Consider the following 20,842-nt stretch of genomic DNA (forward strand, 5'->3'; position numbering starts at 1 on the left):
GCGCGGTGTCGCGGTCAGCACGAAGGATCGGAACAGAAGGCATCAGTGAAAACGAATTACGAAACCCAGGTGTTTCGTAAAGCTGTTGCGGAACCGTATCACTTTTTTCTGATGAGCAAAATGCTTTTGGGCACAGCGCTGAGATGGCCGCCGAACGACTGCAAAAGCTGATTGCCCAGGCGGGGGTCTGCTCCAGGCGCCGCGCTGAGGAGCTGCTCAGGGACGGCCGCGTCACCGTCAATGGCCAGCGGGCCCAGCTGGGGGACAAGGCCGATCCCAACAGCGATGCCATCAGCCTCGATGGCCAGCCCCTCGGCGCCTCCGCCGAACCGATGGTGCTGCTGCTGAACAAACCCGCCGGGGTCCTCAGCAGTTGCTTTGACCCCGAAGGCCGGCCGATCGTGCTCGACCTGCTACCGCCCGAGCTGGCCCGGGGCCAAGGACTGCACCCGGTGGGGCGCCTGGACTTTGAGAGCCGCGGCGCCCTACTCCTCAGCAACGACGGGGCCCTCACCCTCCAGCTGACCCATCCGCGCTATGCCCACAGCAAGACCTACCGGGTCTGGGTGCAGGGACAACCCAGCCAACGGGTGCTGGATCAATGGGCCCGCGGCGTCAGCCTCGATGGCCTGCCCTCCCAACCGGTGCAGGTCAGAAGCCTCAGCAGCGAACAGGGCCGGACCCTGCTGGAGCTGGTCATGGGCGAAGGGAAAAACCGTCAGATCCGCCGCACGGCCGAGCTTCTGGGCCACCACGTCCTCGATCTGCAGCGCATCGCCATCGGCCCGATTCATCTCGGAGCACTTCCAGAGGGTCGCTGGAGACGAATAAACGACCAAGAATGGGATTAAGAAGCTGATCGGCCGGAATGCCTCGGTTCGCCCTGTCCATCCCAGGTCTGGCCCGCTTGATGGGCCGGGGTAACAGCGGCGGCGATGCCAGCCCTGACAGTACTGAGGTGGAAGACCCCTTGCTGGAGGTTGGCCGGCTGCTCAAGAGCGAACGGGAGTCCCGAGGCCTGAACCTGCGGCAAATGGCCCTGGAGACCAAGATCAGCACCCCCGTGCTCGAGGCGCTGGAGCGGGGTTGGCGCGATCGCCTGCCGGAAGGTGCCTACCTCAAGTCGATGCTGCCGCTGCTGGAGGAGTACCTCAACCTGCCCGGCGGAAGCCTGGCCGCAGCACTCCCACCGGAGAGCGAGAACGCCGCGGCCAACGCCAATCGTCTGCAGCGCTTCACCCCGGGCTCGATCGATGTCTTCAGCAGCTGGCAGGGCACGGTTCTCTACGGGGCCGTCACCCTGGGGCTGATCTACGGCCTGAACCTGCAGCAGCGCCAACTTGCCGCGGCCAACCTGCTGACCCTCAATCCGATCCCTGCCCTCAAACCCAGCGAGCAGGCCAAGGCGGTCCAAGCCGGAGACAACCTGCTGGTGGCCTATCCCGATCTGCGCCCCCTCGAGCGCGCCCAGCGCGGCAGCAGTCAAAGCGCCCTGCGCCAACCACTCCCGGCCCCCGAAGGTCCCGGGGTACTGGAGCTGAACCTCAGTCAGGCCAGTTCCCTCAACCTCAGCAGTGATGGCGGACAACGCAGCCAGCTGAGCGGCAGCAAGGGGCAGCTGGTGCTGCAGCTGCAGCCGCCCCTGCGCCTCTCCGTCTCACCGGCCCCGAAAACCGGCGAGGTGATCTGGAACGGCAAGCCCCTGGCGGCCCTGCCCAAACAGCCCGAGCAATTTCAAGTGCCGGCTCCTCAGCCGCCGCGCCCGTAGCGCCGCGCCAACTCGGCGTAGCCCTGCAGTGGACCCTCCAGCGAAGCAATCGACTGGCCCAGGCGCCATTGCCAATTGCCCTCCGTCGTCCCCGGGGTGTTGAAGCGGGCCTCATCCCCCAGGTGCAGCAGGTCCTGCAGCGGCACCAAGGCCCATCCGGCGCTGGTGGCCAGCGCCAACTCCAACAACTGCCAACCCGGGGCATGAACCGGGCCGGTCAGGGCCTCCACCTGGGCCCGCTGCTCGGCGCTCAGCTGTTGCCACCAACCGATACAGGTGGCGTTGTCATGGGTGCCGGTGTAGACGACCCAGCGCTCCCCCTCGATGTTGCTGGGGAGATAGGGGTTGCCGGGATTGCCGTCGAAGGCGAACTGCAGGATCTTCATCCCTGGCAGGGCAAAGCGATCACGGAGGGCCTCCACCTCAGGCGTGATCACCCCCAGGTCCTCGGCGATCAAGGGCAGCGGAGCTGGCAACAGGCGCAGCAGGCTGGCCCCTGGGGTGCGCTTCCAAACGCCCCGCTCCGCGGTGTCATCGCCACCGGGAACGATCCAGGCGGCCTCCAGGGCCCGGAAGTGATCAATCCTCAGCAGATCAACCACCTGCAGCTGCCGCCGCAGACGCCGCCGCCACCAGCGGAAACGGCTCAGGCGATGCAGGGGCCAGCGGTAGACCGGCGTGCCCCAGAGCTGGCCGGTCTCAGAGAAGTAATCGGGCGGCACACCGCTCTGCTGAAGCAGGCGTCCGGCGCGATCCAGCGAGAACAGGCGGGGGTGGCTCCAGACATCGGCGCTGTCATGGGCCACATAGAAGGGAATGTCGCCGATCACCTGCACCCCGCAGCGGCGGGCGTGATCCAGCACCCCCTGCCACTGCTGCTGCAGCTGCCACTGGAGCAGGGCCTCCCGCAGCAGGGACTGGCCATGCTCCTGATCGAAGGCCTTCAGGGCCGATCGCTTACGGCTGGCCAGGGCAGCGGGCCAGGACCACCAGGGCTGGCCCGCGTGGAGCTGCCGCAGCACGACAAAGCGGCAGTGATCCACCAGCCAATAGCGCTGCTGCTCGCGCCAGGCCGCAAAGGCCTGCTGGGTCGGCTCGTCCCAGCTTGGGTAGTTCTGAAGCAGCGCCTCTGCCAGGGCTGCGGAGCGGCGCTTAGCAAGATCAAAGTCCAGTCGCCCGGGCTGCCCGCCAGTGGGAATGGCGCTCAGATCCTGCTGCGGGAGCAGGCCGGCCTGCACCAGGGCATCGGCATCCAGACACCAGGGGTTCAGGGCAAAGGCGCTGGGGGCGCTGTAGGGGGAGCCCAGGCCGTCGGTGGGAGCCAGGGGCAGCACCTGCCAGGCCTGGATGCCCTGGCTGGCGAGGGCATCGACCCAATTGTGGGCAGCAGCGCCAAACGTCCCGCAGGCCGGTGTGTCCGGCAGCGCCGTGACATGCAGCAGGACCCCAGCGCGCCTCATGGGTTGGGGAGCTTGTAGCGGCTGATGATCCGCTGGGCAAAGGCGGGGATATGGGCCTCCACCTTCTCGGGGTGATTGCGCCGCAGCCAGAGGGCATTGCGGGTGAAGTGCGAATCAATCGAGAAGCGGCCGTACTCCAGGCCCTGGGGGCCAAAGCGCCCGACGAAGCAGCCAATGATTTTGGCCAGCCAAATCGGCAGCTTCAGCGCCTTGTCGTAGGCCTCAATGCCCTGCTGCACGGCCGCCTGGCGTTGACCGCGACTGGTCACCGGAGCCACATCCAGTTCCGCCTCCACCAAGTCCAGCAACTGCTGACCGCGGGGGTTGCGCACGGTGAGCCATTGCCGGCCGAACGTCGCCCCCATGTAGCCGACCACCAGGTCCGCGCCGGCGTTGGTGTAGTCAAAGCAGCTCAGACAGCTCGGCGCGAAAACGTTTTTGAGCTTGGGCGTATCCAGCCCGAAAAAGGGAACCGTCTCCTCCCGGCCGTCGCTGTGGCGGAAGTGGATCCGGAAGTCCTGCATGAACTCGTAGTGGACCACGGTCTCCGGGGAGCTGACCGTGGTCTCCAGGAAGGTCTGAAGCCCCTCGCGCGAGACGTTGTCAGTGCAGGGAAGCCCCAGCACATAGAGCTGATCGAGGGGCAAGGTGGATTCCACCGCCCGCAGGGCCTGGATCTGGCAGCCCACGCCGATGGCCAGCAGTTTGCGAATGCCACTGCCGGGGAGCTGCTCCAGCACCTCCAGGTTGGGGGAGAGGGTCGGCTTGTTCACCCGGGCACTCAGCACCTCCTCGGGGGTACGGGCCAGCCGTGGCACCGGAGTGAAGCGATCGTCCTCGCTTTGCCCCACGCAAAGCACGGCGTCTACCAGCCCACTCTCAAGGGCCAGGACTCCAATGCGGCTGGCGATTCCGGTCCACTGGGCGCCATCGATGGGCTGCTGCAAACGGGCGGTCAGCATCCGCTGCTGCACACCGAAGTAGAGCTCGTCCTCGTTCTCCAGGTCGCGGCTGCGGCCATGGGCCGCGGTCTCCATCGCCTCAAAGCGCTGGTTCAAAAAGGCGCAGCTGTCCTTGACGTAGGCCACCCAGCGGCTGTCGCAGAGACCGCATTGGCTGCAGAGGTCCTTGGCTGGATAGGTGCTGCCTTTCGCCAGGGGCCGGGCCCTGTCATGGGGCAGCGAGGAGCCTGGAGATGAAGCAGCGAGGGACAACGACTTGGCCGGGCGAGGCCACAACCTATCTGGCGTGAGCGCAACAACGGCGTCAGCCCCAGGCGACCTACGTCAAAGTGGTGCGTCTTTGAACGCCGCCCGTCCATGGCCACCGCTGGGAATCGCCCGCAGCGCAGTGCTCGCCAACGGGCCGCGATTCGCCTCCTGGCCGCCGGCGCGGGGATCGTCGCGGGCCTGGGTGCCCTGAGCGTGGTCTGGCCCCTGCAGGACCACTCCGCCAAAGAAGACGGTCCTCCCAGCGCCGAGGCCCTCGCCGAACAACCGAGCCAGGCCCTGAACGTGCTGCTGATTGGCTCCGATGCCGACCGTCAGGGGGCCATTTCCAACGGAGCCGCCCCGGCTGGCCCCGCCAACAGCGATGCCCTGCTGCTGGTGCATGTCGATCCCAACGGCCCAGTTCAGGTGATGAACCTTCCGATCGAAGGGGCCGTTCGCTTACCCGGTGACGCCACGCCGGTGCCCCTCGGCAGCCTCTACCGCCGCGGGGGGGCAGCCCTCGTGGCCAGCGCCAGCGCGGAACTGCTGGGTCTGGCCGATGGAGCGCCCGAGCGTTATGTGGTCATCCCCCGCACGGCCCTGCGGGAGCTGGTGGATGGGATGGGACGGCTGGAGCTGGCGCCGGATCGGGCGATGGCCTACACGGATCAAAGCCAGAAGCTCACCATCGCCCTGCAGGGGGGCCTGCAGCAGCTCAATGGCACCCAGCTGGAGCAGTACCTGCGCTTCCGGGACCCGATCAATGGGGAAGAGCGCCGGCGCGATCGCCAAGAGCAGGCCATCGCCACACTGCTGCGGCAGATGGGTCAGGCCGCCCAGCTCAAGCGACTGCCCTCGCTGATTGCCGAACTGCGGCCCCAGGTGGACACAAACCTCAGTCCCCAGGAGGTACTGAGCCTGATGGCGGTGGCCCTGCAGCCGGGGCAATCCGTGCAGTTCCAGAGCCTCAGCCTGCGGCCGGCCCTCAATGCAAAGGCATCGATGCGGGAGCTGGAGGAGCAGCGGCTGCAACCGCGCTGGCCGTAATCAGGCGCAGGCGCAACTCCGCAAGGGCCTCTGGGTCCGCTGGCGAGGACGGCAGGTGCCCCAACCAGGGCAGGCCTTCGGCGCGGCGCTCCGCCGGTCTCCAGTCCCCGCCCCACTGGATCATCCCGACCAGGGAAACCCGGTAGTGGCGGAGCAGTGCCCAGTGGCTGCGGGCTAGGCCGGCGGCACGGTCCGCCTCACTGCAGAGCAAGCAGGTGGGTAGGCGCCAGGCGCCCAGCAGTTCCGCCCAGCACTCCACTGCGCCCAGGGGCTGCGCGGGATCGATGTCCAAGGGCTGGAGCCAGCCTGGCGCTTCTGCGCTGAGGGCCAGCAGGGACGCTTGAGGATCCCGCTGATCGCTGTCCCAGGAATTCATTAGCCGCCATCCCGTGAGGTCCGCCAAGGCGGAGGCCGAGATGCCCATGCGCCCCCCTGGAGCCACCAAACAGACCCCTGAGGCAGCGCTGGAGTTCGAGCGATTCATGAAGGGATCGGGCTCCAGGGTGCTGACCGCGTGCCGGGCGGCTTCTACGATCAGGGTTCTACCGTCCAGCCAGCGGCCCCGTGACCAGTTTCCTGACCGCAGAACGGGTCGATCAGGCAAGCATGGGCCATGACACCAAGCGCCTGCGGCTGTTCAGCGGCACCTCAAACCAGGCCCTGGCTCGAGAGATCGGTGCCTACCTCGGGGTCCCGGATGGCCCGCGGGTCATCAAACGCTTTGCCGATGGCGAGCTCTACATCCAGATCCAGGAATCGATCCGAGGCTGCGACGTCTTCCTGATCCAACCGACCTGCGCTCCGGTGAACGATCACCTGATGGAGCTGCTGGTGATGGTGGATGCCTGCAAACGGGCCTCCGCCCGCCAGATCACAGCTGTGATCCCTTACTACGGCTACGCCCGGGCTGACCGGAAAACCGCGGGCCGCGAGTCGATCACCGCCAAATTGGTGGCCAACCTGCTGGCCAAGTCCGGTGTGGATCGAGTGCTGGCGATGGACCTGCACTCCGCCCAGATCCAGGGCTACTTCGACATTCCCTGCGACCACATCTATGGGTCCCCGGTGCTGGTGGACTATCTGCGCGGCCGCGACCTGGGCGATGTGGTGGTGGTCTCCCCCGACGTCGGTGGCGTGGCCCGAGCCCGGGCCTTCGCCAAGCAGCTCAATGACGCACCCCTGGCGATCATCGACAAGCGCCGCTCCGGCCACAACGTGGCTGAAAGCCTGACGGTCATTGGTGATGTGGCCGGCAAGACCGCGATCGTGATCGACGACATGATCGACACCGGCGGCACGATCTGCGCTGGCGCGCGCCTGCTGCGTCAGAACGGAGCGACCCAGGTGCTGGCCTGCGCGACCCATGCGGTCTTCTCTCCACCGGCGGTGGAACGTCTCTCCGAGCCCGGCCTGTTCGAGGAGGTGATCGTCACCAACTCCATCCCCCTGAGCGAAGACCGCCGCTTCCCCCAGCTGCAGGTGCTCTCAGTGGCCAACATGCTCGGTGAGGCGATCTGGCGCATCCACGACGAGAGCTCCGTTAGCTCAATGTTCCGGTGAAGCGCAGGCTGGCCCTTGCCGTCAGCCTGGTGCTCTCAGGTCTGTTGGCCTCCATCGCCGTTGAGGCGAAAGAACCAGAGCCCCGGCGGATTGGGGTCTGGCTCACCAACAGCCCAAGCCCGCTGTATTACTCCAAACAGCGGATTCAGGAAGCTGTCGAAGAGCTCAGCGTGGCTGGCTTCAACACCCTCTACCCCAACGTCTGGAGCCGCGGCACCACCTTCCACCGCAGTCGCTGGGCGCCCATGGAGCCCGCCCTGCTGCAGAGCAACCCCAACCTCGATCCGATTTGCCGCTTCACCGAAGCCGCCCACCGGCGCGGCCTGCGGGTGATCCCCTGGTTTGAGTACGGCCTGATGGAGCCGGCGGATGCCGCGGTCGTGCGGCAAAACCCGGAGTGGGTGTTGCAGAACAGCTCCGGCATCAGCACGGTCTCGATGCATGGCAAGGAGATGGTCTTGCTCAACCCGGCCCACCCCGGGGTCAAGGAACGGTTCCTGGGGCTGATCGGCGAGATCGTCCAGCGCTGCAAGGTCGATGGCATTCAGCTCGATGACCACTTCGCCTGGCCGGTCGAGCTGGGCTACGACCCCTACACCCGAGCGCTCTACCGCCAGGAGACCGGGCAAGAACCGCCCGAGCTGCACACCGATCGGGCCTGGATGAACTGGAGACGGCGTCAACTCACGGGGCTGCTGCGGGAGCTGCGCCGCACCCTGAAAGACAGCGGCCTGGGGAGCCCCTACGTCAGCCTCTCCCCCGGCCCCTTCCGGTTTGCCTACAACCATTGGCTCCAGGACTGGGAGATCTGGGCCCTGGGCGGCCTGATCGATGAGCTGGTGGTGCAGAACTACGCCTATTCCCTCAGGGGGTTTGAGAAGGATCTGCAACAACCTGCCCTGACCAAGGCCAGCAGTTGGGGCATCCCGGTGGAGATCGGCATCCTTGCGGGCTTTGGCGGACGCACGACGGAGTTCCCCGACCTGAGCGAACGGGTGAAATTGGCCATCGCCCGCGGCCACGGCGTCATCTACTTCTATTGGGAGGGGCTGTGGGGAGCCCACGCCGGCCCCGAAGGCGGAGCGCTACGGCGCGAAGGGCTGAAGCGGCTCCACCAGTCCCTGCCCTAGGCCGGCTGCAGGCACTGATCCACCACCTCGCGGCTATTCGGGGACAGCGGCGCCTCGGACAACTGCTTCAACGCTTCGCGCATGCGCTCTGAGCGCTCTGGGCCATAGCTCTGCCAGCGGCTGAAGACCTTCGCCATCCGCGAGGCGGTAATCGGATTGCGTTGATCCACAGCCGCAATCTGCTCGGCCATGAAGCGATAGCCGCGGCCATCGGCCCGGTGGAACTGGCTGACGTTGCCGGCAAAACCGCCCAGGACCGCCCGCAGGGAATTCGGTGCCGCCGGGTCGAAGCGCGGGTGTTCCAGCAACTGCTGCACCCGGGCCACCCCATCGCCAAAGGGGGTGGCGGCCTCCAGGCCAAACCAGGCATCAAGGATCACGGGCTTGTCCTGCCAGCGGTCGTGGAAGGCCTGGAGTGCCGCGCTGCGCTCCGGACTCTCAATGGACTGCAGGGCCCGCAGGCCAGCGCGGGCCAGCGTCATCGACGGCCCCGACACCGCCTCGGCGGCCTCGGCGCGGATGGCCGCATCCCCAGCGGCGACCCGCCAACTCCAGACAGTGGCGGTGAGGTCCCGGTCGCCCACACCCTCCGGCCAGCTCTTTTGCCATTGGTTGCGGCAGGAGGCCAAGACCGCCTCCAGGGGATCCTTGAGATCGTCCCCAAAGCGAGCACGCAGGGCCAAGGCCGCCTCAAACAAGGCCGGCGGATCCACCTGCCCCTGTTGAGCGAGGGCCGCATCCTCCAGCTCCGGCAGGCCAGGGAAGGCCATCAAGGCACTGCGGTAGGAATCGCCCAGGTCTCCCTCCAGCAGGATTCGCTCAAAGGCGGCCACCAGGCCTTCTTCCAGCTCATCGTTGATCGAACCGGCCGCCCGCTCCAGCAGGGCCTGACGCAACAACACCTGGCCAGCATCCCAGCGGGAGAAGGACTCGCTGTCGCAGGCCAGCAGGTGGAGAAGCTCGTTGGTGGGGCGCTCCATCGCGATGCGAACCGGGGCTGAGAAGCCGCGGGGCAGTGACACCGCCGGTGGATGGGAGTGGGCCTCCAGCCCGACAAACAGCAGCGACTGCTCTTCGCGATCGATCACAAACAGGCGGCTGGCGCTGCCCCAGGCAGCGGGCAGTTGCGCGGCGGCCACGTCCTGGGCGTGCTCTCCCGGCAACTGCAGTGGCAGCGGATCGCCGCCCTGCCCCACCAGGCCCAGCACCAGGGGAATCACGACTGATTCCTTCTGGGGTTGGCCCGGAGTGGAGGGGGTGGACTGGCGAATCGTCAGCTGCAGGGTGCCGGCATCACCATCCCAGTGGCGCTCGATCTGCAGCTGGGGTGTTCCGGCCTGGCTATACCAACGCCTGAACTGCTGAAAATCAAACCGGGGCAGGTCGCCAGCCGTCTTCGCAGCATCCTCCATGGCCTGCACAAAGTCCTGGCAGGTGGCGGCGGTGCCGTCATGACGGCTCACATAGAGAGCCATGCCACGCATGAACGTCTCCTCCCCCAACAGGGTGTGCAGAACACGGATGACCTCCGCGCCCTTCTCGTAGATCGTCGTTGTGTAGAAGTTGTCGATGGCCTGGTAGTGATCCGGCTGGATCGGATGGGCCGTCGGACCGGCGTCCTCGCGGAACTGGGTGTTGCGCAGCAGCGCCACGTCTTCAATGCGCTTGACCTCGGGGGAATGCAGGTCTGCCGTGAAGCTGGCATCGCGGAAGACCGTCAGTCCCTCCTTCAGCGAGAGCTGGAACCAGTCCCGGCAGGTGATGCGGTTCCCCGTCCAGTTGTGGAAGTACTCGTGGCCAATGACGCTTTCGATGCGCTCCAGCTCGCCGTCGGTGGCGGTCTCCGCGTCCGCAAGGACCAACTTGGAATTGAAGATATTGAGACTCTTGTTCTCCATCGCGCCCATGTTGAAGTGGCGCACCGCAACGAGATTGAACTCGTCGAGGTCATATTCCAAGCCATAGCGACGCTCATCCCAGGCCATCGAGCGCTTCAGGGACGCCATCGCGTGGGCCGTGAAGCCCGCATCTCCAGGCTCGACGTGAATCCGCAGTTGAACCGTTCGGCCGCTGCAGGTCACGAATTGATCGCGGACCTCCTCCAGGGCACCCGCCACCAGGGCGAACAAATAGGAGGGCTTGGGGAAGGGGTCATCCCAGACGGCGTAGTGACGGCCGGGGTCCCCTGGGAGTGAACCGGTCTCCAGGCAGTTGCCGTTCGAGAGCAGCACCGGGCAGCTGGCCAGGTCCGCTTCGATGCGCACCCGAAAGCGGCTGAGCAGATCCGGGCGATCCGGGTGGAAGGTGATCCGGCGAAAGCCCTCGGCCTCGCATTGGGTAGTGAAGAGGCCACCGCTGACGTACAGCCCTTCCAGGCTGGTGTTGGTCTGGGGCTGAATCTTGACCCGCGTTCGCAGCAGGCAGGCCTCTGTCGGTGGCTTGAGCAACACCAACTTGCTGCTCTCCAGGCGATAGGCCTCTGGCGCCAGGGGCTGGCCGTCGAGCTCAATCGAGAGCAGCTCGAGTTGTTCCCCCAAGAACTCCCAGGGAGCCGCATCCGCTGCAGCTCCTGCGGGAACCAGCTGGAACTCCGCCTCGACGACGGCATGGTCGGCGTGGAGCTGGAACAGCAGCTCGGTGTGCTCGATCGTGAACGGGGCCGGGCTGTAGTCAGCGAGGCGAACGGTGGCCATGCGGGGGAAGAATCACCAAGGAACGGGACCCCGCCCCGTCGCCACGCTGCAGCCCATCTGGGAGCCGAGCAGAGCACCGAGGGGAATCGCCCATGCCCGACCATCCTGGCGGGAGAGGGCATAGGCCGCCGCCCCACCGGTTAATCCACCCAAAAGCCGACCGGTGTTGCAGGAGACCGCCGGGGGCTGAGCGACCGGAAGGGCTCTGGTTTGGCGCTCACGCCAGGTTGTTTCCTGTCGAGGCCTCCGGACCGGCCTCCAAACCTGATGGTGATGCTGCCTGTGCCAGCGCTCGCCATGGGCGAACGCTGGAGCAGGCAGAAGGACCAACACGGGGGATATTGCTGCGCAGATCAGCAGCAGCGTCAACGGAGAACGAGAGGTCATCGAATCAGTCCAAAGGGGACCTCTTCAGACAAGCTCCGGCGCTGCGGTGATCTCTGACTGAACGCCCCCTGAAGGACGACTAAATGCGACTCAGGGCTTCTTGGCCGGCTTCTGGGGTTGGGAGGTGCGGCCTTTGACCGCTTCCTCAACCTTGGCCTTCACATCGGCTGGGACCTCGTTGGGGCAGACCTCAACGGCACCCAAGACCGCCGAATTAATCGAACCGCGGCGCAGCTCTTCAATCGAAAGGGGTTTGTTGCCCACCTGAGCGATCTGGGACTGATGCCCCCCTTGAATCACCTGGGCGATCGTCTCACCAGCAATCGCCACGGCCTTATCAAAGTCCGTATCTGCAGCCCGGGCGATGCAGACATTGAGTGCCGCAATGCGGGTGTAGAGGTTCATCTCTGCCTCTGTAGCCGGAGCCGCCTGGACCGGCAGTGGTGCGATCCAGAGCACCACGGGCAGGAGGACGAGGCCCAGGTGAATCCGAGACAGGCGCACGCGAACAGCAGCAATTGGCTCTAATCCTGATGCACGCCGCACCGAGGGGTACTAGTCGTCGCTGCGCAGCGGAGGACCAGCCTCCTCAACCCGAATTTCGTGGTGGGTTTCCACAAGCTCCAAGTTGCCGTCACGCCAGGAATAAATCGAACGCGCCCGGAACTGGTCTTGGTTCACCAGACGGATGTGCTCAAGGATGTCCCACTCCTGGTAGTGAGACTCAAAGACCACCTCATGCTCATCCGCCTGGCGGATCTGACTTTTGGTCGGTGAGCCGCAGAGATAACCCCGGCTGCGGCGCAGCTGATGGCCGCAAAGGGTCGCATCCATCGTGCCCTCCCGGACATAACGGGGCTTGAGCTCAAAAAAGTCGTATTCCTTCTCTGGCCACCAGGTGAAGCGATAACGGGGTTCAGATTCGACCTGATCCTCAAAGGTCTGAACCCTGAGGAACATGTCCACCCGCAGGACTTCATCGTCCGGGAAAAAATATTGGCGGCGCGAGCGCCATAGCCCCAGGTTTCGGTTGAACCAACGCCGCAGGGTGTTATCGAATTGGATAGGGCGCCTTCCTGGAGCAGAAGGCGCCCACGAGACCGGATGGACTCGCGTCGATAGCTCCCGATGATGGACCACTGGGACTAAGCGAACAACGACTCATCACAGTCGTCATAGCGAGGCCTGCAGGTCTTGAAAAACCCCCATAGGGTGAAACAACAATTTCTCCAGGTTTCATCCTCCGGTGCACCCTGTTGGGGATCCGATCCCCGCTGGCAACGATTTGATCCGCAGCGATGGCACGGAAGGCCTTGAGGCGCCCATCCAAGGCAGCGTTGATGGCTGGGCAGAACCCGATGACGATGACTCCCCGCAACGCCGCCGTCTGAAGTTGTTGCTGGTAGCCGGCACCCACCACCGGGCCAGCGCCGATGTGCGAAGCCTGGTGGCGTTTTTGGAACGGGAAGACTTTGGCTTCGAAGTCGGCCTGGAGCTGGCGGACCCTGCGCAACGTCCGGAACTGTTGGAGCTCCACCGGCTGGTGGCCACCCCAGCACTGATCAAGCTCGAGCCCGCTCCCAAGCAGGTCTTTGCGGGCAACATGCTGCTGCAACAGCTGCGCAACTGGTTGCCGCGCTGGCAGCAGCTGGAGGTGGTGAGCGGACTGGGCATGAGCCTCCGGCCCGCAGAGAGCGATGGCAGCCGAACGCAGCGGGAACTGCAACTGGAAGATCAGGTCCTGGTGCTGCGCCAAGAAAACGAGACGCTGATCGAACGCCTACGCGGCCAGGAGCGTCTGCTGCGGATGGTCGCCCACGAATTGAGAACCCCCCTCACGGCTTCAAAGCTGGCGCTGCAAAGCCTGAACCTCGGGCAAATCGATCAAACCCGCTTCCGCGATGTGCTCGATAGGCGCCTCGATGACATCGAGCAGTTGTCGAAAGATCTGCTGGAGGTGGGAACCACCCGCTGGGAAGCCCTGTTCAACCCCCAGCGCATCGCCCTGGGCCCCCTCGCCGCGGAGGCCATTCTTGAGCTGGAGAAGCGCTGGGTGGGCCGAGGCCTCGAGCTGATCACCGATATCCCAAGCGACCTTCCCGATGTCTATGCGGACCAGCGACGCATGCGACAGGTGTTCCTCAACCTGCTGGAGAACGCCTTCAAGTACACGCCCGACGCCGGGCAGGTGCGCATGTCCATCTTTCACCGCACCAGCCAGTGGATCGAGGTCAGCGTCTGCGATTCCGGCCCGGGGATTCCTGTCGATGAGCAGGAGCGGATTTTTCAGGATCGGGTACGCCTCCCCCAGACCTCATCCACCACCTCAGGCTTTGGGGTCGGCCTCTCGGTCTGCCGGCGCATCACGGAAGTGCACGGGGGGCGGATCTGGGTGGTTTCCGAGCCGGATGAGGGTGCCTGCTTCAACTTCACGGTGCCCGTCTGGGACGGCCAAGGGGCCAGTTGAGTTGCAGGTCATGACCTTGATTGACGAAGGGACCCTCCGACCCGTAATTTCTATCCATCGGACGCAGCGGTCAAACGCCAAGCGCTGCAAGGGAATCTGAATTCCTTTGTCATCCGAGTCCTAGCCCCCATCGTCTAGAGGCCTAGGACACCTCCCTTTCACGGAGGCGACAGGGGTTCGAATCCCCTTGGGGGTATCTCAAAGACAAGCGGCCTCGGCCGCTTTTTTTGTGTCAACCGCTCAGCGGATCAGGCCAGCGCTTCTCGGCGCTGAGCCTCGGCCTGCACAGCACGCAAGTTGGCGGCCAGATCTTCCTGCAGGCGCTGTTCAATCAGCCCGATCGGCATACCGACGCAGCCCTGAACCGTTAATTCGTAGAGCAGGGTTGTGGTCTCGCCGTCGAAACCAATGGTCCAAACCCCATCAAAGCGGCGAAAATCCCCCTTCAACATCGTGAAGGTCAGCTGCCGAGCCTCGGGATGCTCCGTGAGCTCGAGCTGCACCCGGGCCTTGAACTGCATCCCCATAAAGCGCTGGGCCCCCTCCTGCTCCAGGCCAACGACGGAACCACGCCGCCAGAGCAAGCGTGAGGTCTGGAGATTGGGGATGAAGCGGCTCAGCTGGTCGTAATCCGTCAGGACCGCCCAGATCCAGGTCGGATCAATGGCCAGGCGAAGCTGGACTGCAAGCCGGCGGGTGCCGCCTGGCAAGCGCTCCATCTCCTGCTGGATGGTGTCAAGCGAGCAGGCACCCTGGCCTAAGGACGCTGCATTCAGCGGTTCACTCAGCGCAGAGGTCGAATCCGGTGGCACCGACAAATGTGTCAAGGAATGCGCCGGGGGGGCTCAAGCTCAAGAAGCGTCAACCTAGCCCGCTCCGGAATGCAACGGAGAGAGGCCTCTGGCGCTTGAAGCTCTGCGGATTACCTATGATCGCGCGCGTCCATAGGGCAGAAGAGATTCATGCGTGTTTCGACCGCTACATCCAGCCGCAGCGACTCCCGCATGTTCACTGTGGTTGTGCAGGGGTATGGCAGTGCCCACCCCCGCAATGCCGAGCGGACGATCAGCGTTCCCTTCTCTCGCCTGCAGGCACTGATGCAATCCATCAGTCAGATCGGTGGGACGATCGTTTCGGTCACCCCCTCCTCTGAGGCGCCTGCTGCACCTGCCCCCGCGCCCGCGGCCAAGCCGGCTCCCGCCGCTGCCGCCAAAAAAGCCCCCGCTAAAAAAGCTGCTTCTGTGTCACACGCTGCCGTTCCGGTCAATCTCTACAAGCCCAAGACCCCTTTCCTGGGCACCGTTACCGAGAACTACAGCCTGCTGGGCGAAGGTGCGATCGGTCGCGTGAACCACATCACCTTCGACCTCAAAGGTGGTGATCCCCAGCTGCATTACGTCGAAGGTCAGTCCATCGGCATCATTCCCGATGGCGAGGACGCCAACGGCAAGCCCCACAAACTGCGTCTGTATTCGATCGCCAGCACCCGCCACGGCGACGACCTGGCTGATGACACCGTCTCCCTCTGCGTGCGTCAGCTGCAGTACGAAAAGGATGGCGAAACCATCAACGGTGTCTGCTCCACCTTCCTCTGCGACATCGAGCCCGGCGCCAAGGTGAAGATCACCGGTCCGGTGGGCAAGGAAATGCTCCTGCCTGAAGACGAGGAGGCGAACATCATCATGCTGGCCACCGGCACCGGCATCGCGCCGATGCGCACCTACCTGCGCCGGATGTTTGAGCCCGCCGAGCGCGAGAAGAACGGTTGGAACTTCCGCGGCAAGGCGTGGTTGTTCATGGGTGCACCCACTACCGCCAACCTGCTCTACGACGACGATTTCAACCGCTACGAGCGTGAGTTCCCAGAGAACTTCCGCTACACCAAGGCCATCAGCCGCGAGCAGAAGAACGCCAACGGCGGCCGGATGTACATCCAGGACCGCGTCAGCGAGAACGCTGATGAGATCTTCGCGATGATCGAAGACCCCAAGACCCACGTCTACATGTGCGGTCTGCGGGGCATGGAGCCCGGCATCGACGAGGCGATGACCACGGCCGCCGCGGCCAAGGGTCTGGATTGGTCCGAACTGCGTCCCAAGCTCAAAAAAGCCGAGCGCTGGCACGTCGAGACCTACTGAGCCAACGCCTCAGGTCAGCCTTTGCTCAAAAGCCCGCCTCGGCGGGCTTTTTTTGTGACGTCCGGATGCGTCCCCCAGTCAACGCCGTTAAACCTGGGGGACGCGCGCATCGCCCATGCCGGCCCAGCAAACCAACCCTCTGCGGGTAGGCCTTCGACAAGAGCGTGTCATCTCACCCCAGTGTCTGGTGATCTTTGGCGCGAGCGGTGACCTCACCCATCGCAAGTTGATCCCGGCGCTGTTCGAGCTGTTCCGCCAACGCCGATTACCAACGGAGTTCGCCATCCTGGGCTGCGCCCGCAGGCCCTGGAGTGATGAGGACTTCCGCGGGCGCATGGCCGAGGCGATGGCCAGCGAAATCCAACAGCACCAGAGCGCCTGGGAGCAATTCAGCGGCTGCCTCTTCTACGAGCCGGTGGACCTGCAGAAGGACGAAGACGTCGTCAAATTGGGGACGCGACTCGAGGCCCTCGATCGGCTCAAGGCCACCCGCGGCAACCGAACCTTCTATCTCTCGGTGTCACCGGCCTATTACGGCAGCGGTTGCCGGGCCCTGGCGAATGCCGGTCTCCTCCAGGATCCCGGCCGAAGCCGGGTGGTGATCGAGAAACCCTTTGGCACGGACTACAGCAGCGCCCAAACCCTGAACCGCATCGTCCAAAGCTGCGGCAAGGAATCCCAGATCTTCCGAATCGACCACTACCTGGGCAAAGAGACCGTCCAGAACATCCTGGTGTTGCGCTTCGCCAACGCCATCTTTGAGCCGATCTGGAACCGGAATTACATCTCCAGCGTCCAGATCACAGCGGCGGAAACCGTCGGCGTGGAAGAGCGGGCCGGGTACTACGAAACCAGTGGTGCCCTGCGGGACATGGTGCAGAACCACCTCACCCAAATGCTGGCCCTCACCGCAATGGAAGCGCCCGGGCACTTCGACCCGGAGGCCATTCGCAACGAGAAAGCCAAGGTGCTGCAGGCGGCCCGGCTCGCCAATGAAGATGAGCCCTGGAAATGCTGCGTGCGCGGGCAATACAGCCGCGGCGGCAGTCCGGCCAGTCCCCTAGCGGGCTACCGGGAGGAACCGGGGGTGAATCCCGACAGCACCACCGAAACCTATGTGGCGATGAAGCTGTTCATCGACAACTGGCGCTGGCAAGGGGTGCCCTTCTACCTGCGTACGGGCAAACGTCTCCCCAAACGCCTCTCAGAAGTTGTGCTGACCTTCCGCAAGGCTCCCGTGCAGCTCTTTGATGCAGCGGGTGGCACCCCGACCGCCAACCAACTGGTGCTGCGGATCCAACCGGATGAAGGCGCTGGCTTTGTCTTTGACGTCAAAGCACCCGGCTCGGGCATGCGCAGCCGACCGGTGGACATGCACTTCAGCTACGAGGACAGCTTCGGTGAGCCCTCCGATGAGGGCTATGTCCGCCTTCTGGCCGACGCGATGCTCGGCGATCCCACCCTCTTCACCCGGAGCGATGAGGTGGAGGCCGCCTGGAGGCTCTACACCCCCTTGCTGGAACTGATTGAGGACGCCCCAGCCCGCCTGCCGGTCTACCCCTACGAAGCCCGGACCTGGGGTCCCGCCGCCTCCGATTCCCTCCTGGCCGAGGACGGCCTGATGTGGCGACGCCCGTAATTCCTGCTTTTCGACGTTCTGTTCTTCAGCACTTGCCATGGCTCCCCAACTCACCCTCCAGGCCCCCATCGAGATGGCTCCCCAGGAGGTCCCGGACTATCTCAACCGACTCTGGAGTGACCATCTCAAGGACTCCAGCGGCGCCTCCACCTTCACCCTGGTGGTGTGGGAGCCCTCATGGTTACAGCAGCAGCTGATTCGAACCGGCCGTGCGGATGGTCCCCTGAGCGGACTGCTCAACGATCAACTGCTGGAGGCCGCACGGCGGGCGAGCAGCGAGCTGGGTCTTCCCACCGGTACAGCTCCCACCGCGCCCCAGGTGGCCTGGGCCCTTGGGCAAGAGCCCGGGCAACACAGCGCCGAGGATCTACGCGGGCAATTCGTCGACCGTGCCATCAGCGCCCACCAACCCCGCCGCCTGATCACCCTGGCCCCCACCCTGGCCGCTGATCAGCAGTTGCAGTCGATGGTGGCGGCCTACTGCCCCCTGCCGGAAGAACGCGGCACCACGAGCGATGCCTGCGGTGATGTCGTGGTCCTGCGGGGTGGCATGGGAGCGATGTCCCATGGCTTGTCGATGCTCCAGGAGCTGATCCCCTCAGACCTGCCCTGCTGGGTCTGGTGGAACGGAAGCATGGATGAATCACCCGAGCTCCTCGAAGGGTTGGCAACCGTGCCGCGCCGTTTGGTGGTGGACAGCTCCATCGGCGAGCCCAGGCGCTGCCTCGATCTACTGGCCCAGCGCATTGCCCTCGGCCAGGCCGTCAACGACCTCAACTGGCTGCGGCTGCGGACTTGGCGGGAATCGCTGGCGATGGTCTTTGACCCCCCGAGCCGCCAGAGCGCCCTCGATCAGGTGGTTCAACTGGATATCGATGTCGAAGGGCAGCATCCGGTCAAAGGACTGCTGCTGGCCGCCTGGATTGCCGATCGGCTCGGCTGGCACCTGGTGAGCAGCTTCTGGATCGATGGATCAAGCCCAGCGGAGCGGGGAATCGGAGCTGAATTCCAGCGCTCCGACGGCCAAAGCGTTCAGTTCCGCCTGATGCCCGTCCCAGTCGGCATGAGCAAGGTCCATCCCGGGGCCCTGGTCGGCCTGCGCCTGATCTGCGCCCCGCCGAACCGCTCGCCCCTCTGCGTGATCCTCTGCTCGGAATCAGGGGGCTGCATGCGTCTGGAGGCCGGTGGCGTCGCCTCGATGGAACTGGCCGAGGAGGTCGTGCCCCTGCCGAACGAAAGCGAGGAGATGGAAATGGCCCGACTGCTGGGGGGAGGACATGACAGCACCAACCCCCTGATGGCCGCAGCCGTCGCCCTGGCTGCCAAGCTGCTGCCCAGTTAGGACGCACCATGCCCTGCCTGATTGCCGCTCCTGCCAGCGGCAGCGGCAAGACCCTGGTCAGCCTCGCCCTCGCCGCCCTGGCGCGCCGCCGCGGCCTCAGCCTGCAGACCTTCAAGGTGGGACCGGACTACCTGGACCCCCAGCTGTTGTCCCTGGCCAGTGGCCGGGCCTGCCGGAACCTCGACGCCCTGCTCTGCGGCGAAGACTGGCTGCGGCAGAGCTTCCAGCGCCACGGCAGCCAAGGGGATCTCTGCCTGGTGGAGGGGGTGATGGGCCTCTTCGATGGCAAGGGGCCCTCCGCCGAGGGGAGTTCCGCCCACGTGGCTGCGCTGTTGCAGCTCCCGGTGGTCCTGGTGGTGGAGGCCAGCCGGCAGGCCGGCTCCCTCGCCGCCCTGGTGCGGGGCTTCCGGGACCACGACCCGCAGCTGACCATCGCCGGGGTGGTACTCAACGGGGTGGGCAGTGCCCGCCACGAAGCCCTGCTGCGGGAGGCCCTGGCCTCGATCGCCATGCCAGTGCTTGGGGCCCTGCCCCGGCACACCAGCCTGGAATTGCCCTCGAGGCACCTGGGTCTGCTGCCCGCCCATGAACTGGAGGATGTGCAGACGCGACTGGAGGCCTGGGCGGAACTGGCCCAGGAGCATCTCGATCTCGAGCAGCTCTGGCCCCTGCTGAGCGCGCCGCCTCCAGCCGAACCCGCGCCAACACCAGCCCCGCCCGGGCAAGGAGTACGAGCACCGATCAAGGTGGCCCTGGCCAGCGATGCCGCCTTTCACTTCCGCTACCCCGAAGCGATCGAGCTGCTGGAGCAGAGCGGATTAACCGTCGAGGCCTGGTCGCCGTTAGCGGATGAACCCCTCCCTTCGGATTGCCGTGGCGTGATCCTGCCGGGGGGCTATCCGGAACTGCATGCAGGCAGCTTGAGTGCGAGCCAACGCAGCCTCAGCGCCCTACGGCAGGCGCGGGCCATGGGGCTCCCGATCTACGCCGAATGTGGAGGGTTGCTGCTGCTCGGGCGCGGCCTGGAGGACCAACAGGGCGTCCTGCATCCCATGGCGGATCTGCTGCCCTTTCAGGCGCGGCGCGGGAGCTTGAGCCTGGGCTATCGCCAAGCCTCTCCGCTGGGCGATGGACTGGTGCTGCGCCAAGGCGAGACGCTCTGGGGGCACGAGTTTCACCGCTGGCAGCTCGACGCTGAGAACCCCGAGGACTCAAGCCTTTGGAAGCTGGAGGGCTGGGGCAGTCCGGCCCGCCGAGAAGGCTGGGGCGATGGCCAGCTCCATGCCAGCTGGCTACACCTGCATTGGGGGGGCTGCCCGGCGATCCCGCAGCGCTTTGCCGCCGCCGCCCGCCAGGTCTCACCACTGGTCCCTGATTAACCATGGCCTCCTTGCACCTTTGGCTGTTGCGCCACGGCGCCACCGAATGGGCACTGAATGGACGCCACACCGGCAACACCGATCTCCCCCTCCTGCCCCAAGGCGAAGCGGAAGCTAGGGGGCTCGCGCCGGTTCTGGCCCAGCACCGCTTTACCGCCGTCTTCAACAGCCCCCTGCAACGGGCCAGACGCACCTGTGAACTGGCCGGCCTGGGCGAGCAGGCCCAGATCGAACCCGATCTCAAGGAATGGGATTACGGCGACTACGAGGGGCTGACCACCGCCGTGATTCGCCAGAGCGTCCCGGACTGGACCGTCTTCAGCCACCCCTGCCCAGGGGGAGAGAGCAGCGATCAGGTGCAGCAGCGCTGTGAGCGGGTGATTGCCCGTGCCAGCGCATACGCCAGCGGTGCACCAGGGGAGCGCTGTGACGTGGCGCTCTTTGCCCATGGCCACATCCTGCGCAGCCTCGCGGGGTGCTGGCTGGGGCAGGGCCCCGCCGGCGGCGCTCGATTGGTGCTGGGTACCGGCAGCTTCTGCGTTCTGGGCTACGAGCGCCAGACCCGCGCCCTGATCCACTGGAATGCCCCAGTCCAACCGGCCTAAAGCCGGCCGTGGCCGA

19 protein-coding genes and 1 tRNA gene are annotated in these 20,842 nt (G+C 65.3%); 12 read left to right on the forward strand and 8 right to left on the reverse strand.

Annotated elements, in window-relative coordinates:
* Positions 1–143 precede the first annotated feature (143 nt).
* Entirely contained in the window at positions 144–851 is a 708-nt protein-coding gene (locus CB0205_RS0112860; protein WP_010317874.1) for a pseudouridine synthase, read from the forward strand.
* A 17-nt stretch (positions 852–868) separates the two neighbouring features.
* Positions 869–1,768, forward strand: coding sequence for a RodZ family helix-turn-helix domain-containing protein (locus CB0205_RS0112865; protein ID WP_010317875.1), 900 nt, complete (start codon positions 869–871; stop codon positions 1,766–1,768).
* On the opposite strand, the gene malQ is transcribed toward CB0205_RS0112865, so the two are convergent.
* Both malQ and CB0205_RS0112875 read right to left on the reverse strand, forming a co-directional pair.
* Positions 1,750–3,228, reverse strand: a complete 1,479-nt coding sequence (malQ, locus tag CB0205_RS0112870; RefSeq protein ID WP_010317876.1) for a 4-alpha-glucanotransferase — start codon at positions 3,226–3,228, stop codon at positions 1,750–1,752. The genes CB0205_RS0112865 and malQ overlap by 19 nt on opposite strands.
* Positions 3,225–4,442, reverse strand: a complete 1,218-nt coding sequence (locus tag CB0205_RS0112875; RefSeq protein WP_010317877.1) for a Coenzyme F420 hydrogenase/dehydrogenase, beta subunit C-terminal domain — start codon at positions 4,440–4,442, stop codon at positions 3,225–3,227. Before CB0205_RS0112875 ends, malQ begins: the two co-directional genes overlap by 4 nt.
* A gap of 105 nt (positions 4,443–4,547) precedes the next feature.
* Between CB0205_RS0112875 and CB0205_RS14910 the strand changes: the two genes are divergently transcribed.
* Positions 4,548–5,486 (forward strand): LCP family protein, encoded by a 939-nt coding sequence (locus CB0205_RS14910; protein WP_010317878.1) that lies wholly within the window; start codon positions 4,548–4,550, stop codon positions 5,484–5,486.
* Here CB0205_RS14910 and CB0205_RS14915 read toward each other — a convergent pair.
* The gene (locus CB0205_RS14915) at positions 5,425–5,970 is read right to left on the reverse strand and encodes a hypothetical protein (protein ID WP_050778499.1); all 546 of its coding nucleotides are present in this window, start codon (positions 5,968–5,970) and stop codon (positions 5,425–5,427) included. The two genes, CB0205_RS14910 and CB0205_RS14915, sit on opposite strands and share 62 nt — an antisense overlap.
* An 80-nt stretch (positions 5,971–6,050) precedes the next feature.
* Between CB0205_RS14915 and CB0205_RS0112890 the strand changes: the two genes are divergently transcribed.
* Positions 6,051–7,046: a ribose-phosphate pyrophosphokinase gene (locus tag CB0205_RS0112890; protein WP_010317880.1), complete on the forward strand. Its 996-nt coding sequence runs from the start codon at positions 6,051–6,053 to the stop codon at positions 7,044–7,046.
* Positions 7,043–8,176 carry a family 10 glycosylhydrolase gene (locus tag CB0205_RS14920; RefSeq protein ID WP_010317881.1) on the forward strand — a complete coding sequence of 378 codons (1,134 nt, stop codon included), beginning with the start codon at positions 7,043–7,045 and terminating at the stop codon, positions 8,174–8,176. Before CB0205_RS0112890 ends, CB0205_RS14920 begins: the two co-directional genes overlap by 4 nt.
* Here the strand turns inward: CB0205_RS14920 and pepN are convergent.
* The 4 genes from pepN to CB0205_RS0112915 all read right to left on the reverse strand — a co-directional run bounded on the left by pepN (position 8,173) and on the right by CB0205_RS0112915 (position 12,222).
* Positions 8,173–10,869, reverse strand: a complete 2,697-nt coding sequence (pepN, locus tag CB0205_RS0112900; protein WP_010317882.1) for an aminopeptidase N — start codon at positions 10,867–10,869, stop codon at positions 8,173–8,175. The two genes, CB0205_RS14920 and pepN, sit on opposite strands and share 4 nt — an antisense overlap.
* A gap of 12 nt (positions 10,870–10,881) precedes the next feature.
* Positions 10,882–11,256, reverse strand: a complete 375-nt coding sequence (locus CB0205_RS16195) for a hypothetical protein (protein ID WP_156797990.1) — start codon at positions 11,254–11,256, stop codon at positions 10,882–10,884.
* 90 nt (positions 11,257–11,346) lie between these two features.
* A complete protein-coding gene (locus CB0205_RS0112910) occupies positions 11,347–11,760 on the reverse strand; it encodes a hypothetical protein (RefSeq protein ID WP_010317883.1) in 414 nt (137 codons plus the stop codon).
* A 51-nt stretch (positions 11,761–11,811) separates the two neighbouring features.
* A complete protein-coding gene (locus tag CB0205_RS0112915) occupies positions 11,812–12,222 on the reverse strand; it encodes a hypothetical protein (RefSeq protein ID WP_363159473.1) in 411 nt (136 codons plus the stop codon).
* Between the two features lie 358 nt (positions 12,223–12,580).
* On the opposite strand from CB0205_RS0112915, the gene CB0205_RS0112920 reads away from it, so the two are divergent.
* Both CB0205_RS0112920 and CB0205_RS0112925 read left to right on the forward strand, forming a co-directional pair.
* Positions 12,581–13,723, forward strand: coding sequence for a histidine kinase (locus CB0205_RS0112920; protein ID WP_050778500.1), 1,143 nt, complete (start codon positions 12,581–12,583; stop codon positions 13,721–13,723).
* 123 nt (positions 13,724–13,846) lie between these two features.
* Positions 13,847–13,919: transfer RNA gene (locus CB0205_RS0112925), tRNA-Glu, on the forward strand.
* A 52-nt stretch (positions 13,920–13,971) separates the two neighbouring features.
* Here CB0205_RS0112925 and CB0205_RS0112930 read toward each other — a convergent pair.
* Positions 13,972–14,442 (reverse strand): SRPBCC family protein, encoded by a 471-nt coding sequence (locus CB0205_RS0112930; protein ID WP_010317886.1) that lies wholly within the window; start codon positions 14,440–14,442, stop codon positions 13,972–13,974.
* A gap of 243 nt (positions 14,443–14,685) precedes the next feature.
* On the opposite strand from CB0205_RS0112930, the gene CB0205_RS0112935 reads away from it, so the two are divergent.
* From CB0205_RS0112935 to CB0205_RS0112955, 5 genes are all read left to right on the forward strand, one after another.
* Positions 14,686–15,861 carry a phycobilisome linker polypeptide gene (locus CB0205_RS0112935; protein WP_010317887.1) on the forward strand — a complete coding sequence of 392 codons (1,176 nt, stop codon included), beginning with the start codon at positions 14,686–14,688 and terminating at the stop codon, positions 15,859–15,861.
* Between the two features lie 115 nt (positions 15,862–15,976).
* Positions 15,977–17,500, forward strand: a complete 1,524-nt coding sequence (gene zwf / locus CB0205_RS0112940) for a glucose-6-phosphate dehydrogenase (RefSeq protein ID WP_010317888.1) — start codon at positions 15,977–15,979, stop codon at positions 17,498–17,500.
* 37 nt (positions 17,501–17,537) lie between these two features.
* Positions 17,538–18,842, forward strand: coding sequence for a glucose-6-phosphate dehydrogenase assembly protein OpcA (locus tag CB0205_RS0112945; RefSeq protein ID WP_010317889.1), 1,305 nt, complete (start codon positions 17,538–17,540; stop codon positions 18,840–18,842).
* An 8-nt stretch (positions 18,843–18,850) separates the two neighbouring features.
* The gene (locus tag CB0205_RS0112950) at positions 18,851–20,221 is read left to right on the forward strand and encodes a cobyrinate a,c-diamide synthase (protein ID WP_010317890.1); all 1,371 of its coding nucleotides are present in this window, start codon (positions 18,851–18,853) and stop codon (positions 20,219–20,221) included.
* Between the two features lie 2 nt (positions 20,222–20,223).
* Positions 20,224–20,826 carry a histidine phosphatase family protein gene (locus CB0205_RS0112955; RefSeq protein WP_010317891.1) on the forward strand — a complete coding sequence of 201 codons (603 nt, stop codon included), beginning with the start codon at positions 20,224–20,226 and terminating at the stop codon, positions 20,824–20,826.
* Positions 20,827–20,842 lie beyond the last annotated feature (16 nt).

Source organism: Synechococcus sp. CB0205 (assembly GCF_000179255.1).
Lineage (GTDB): Bacteria > Cyanobacteriota > Cyanobacteriia > PCC-6307 > Cyanobiaceae > Vulcanococcus.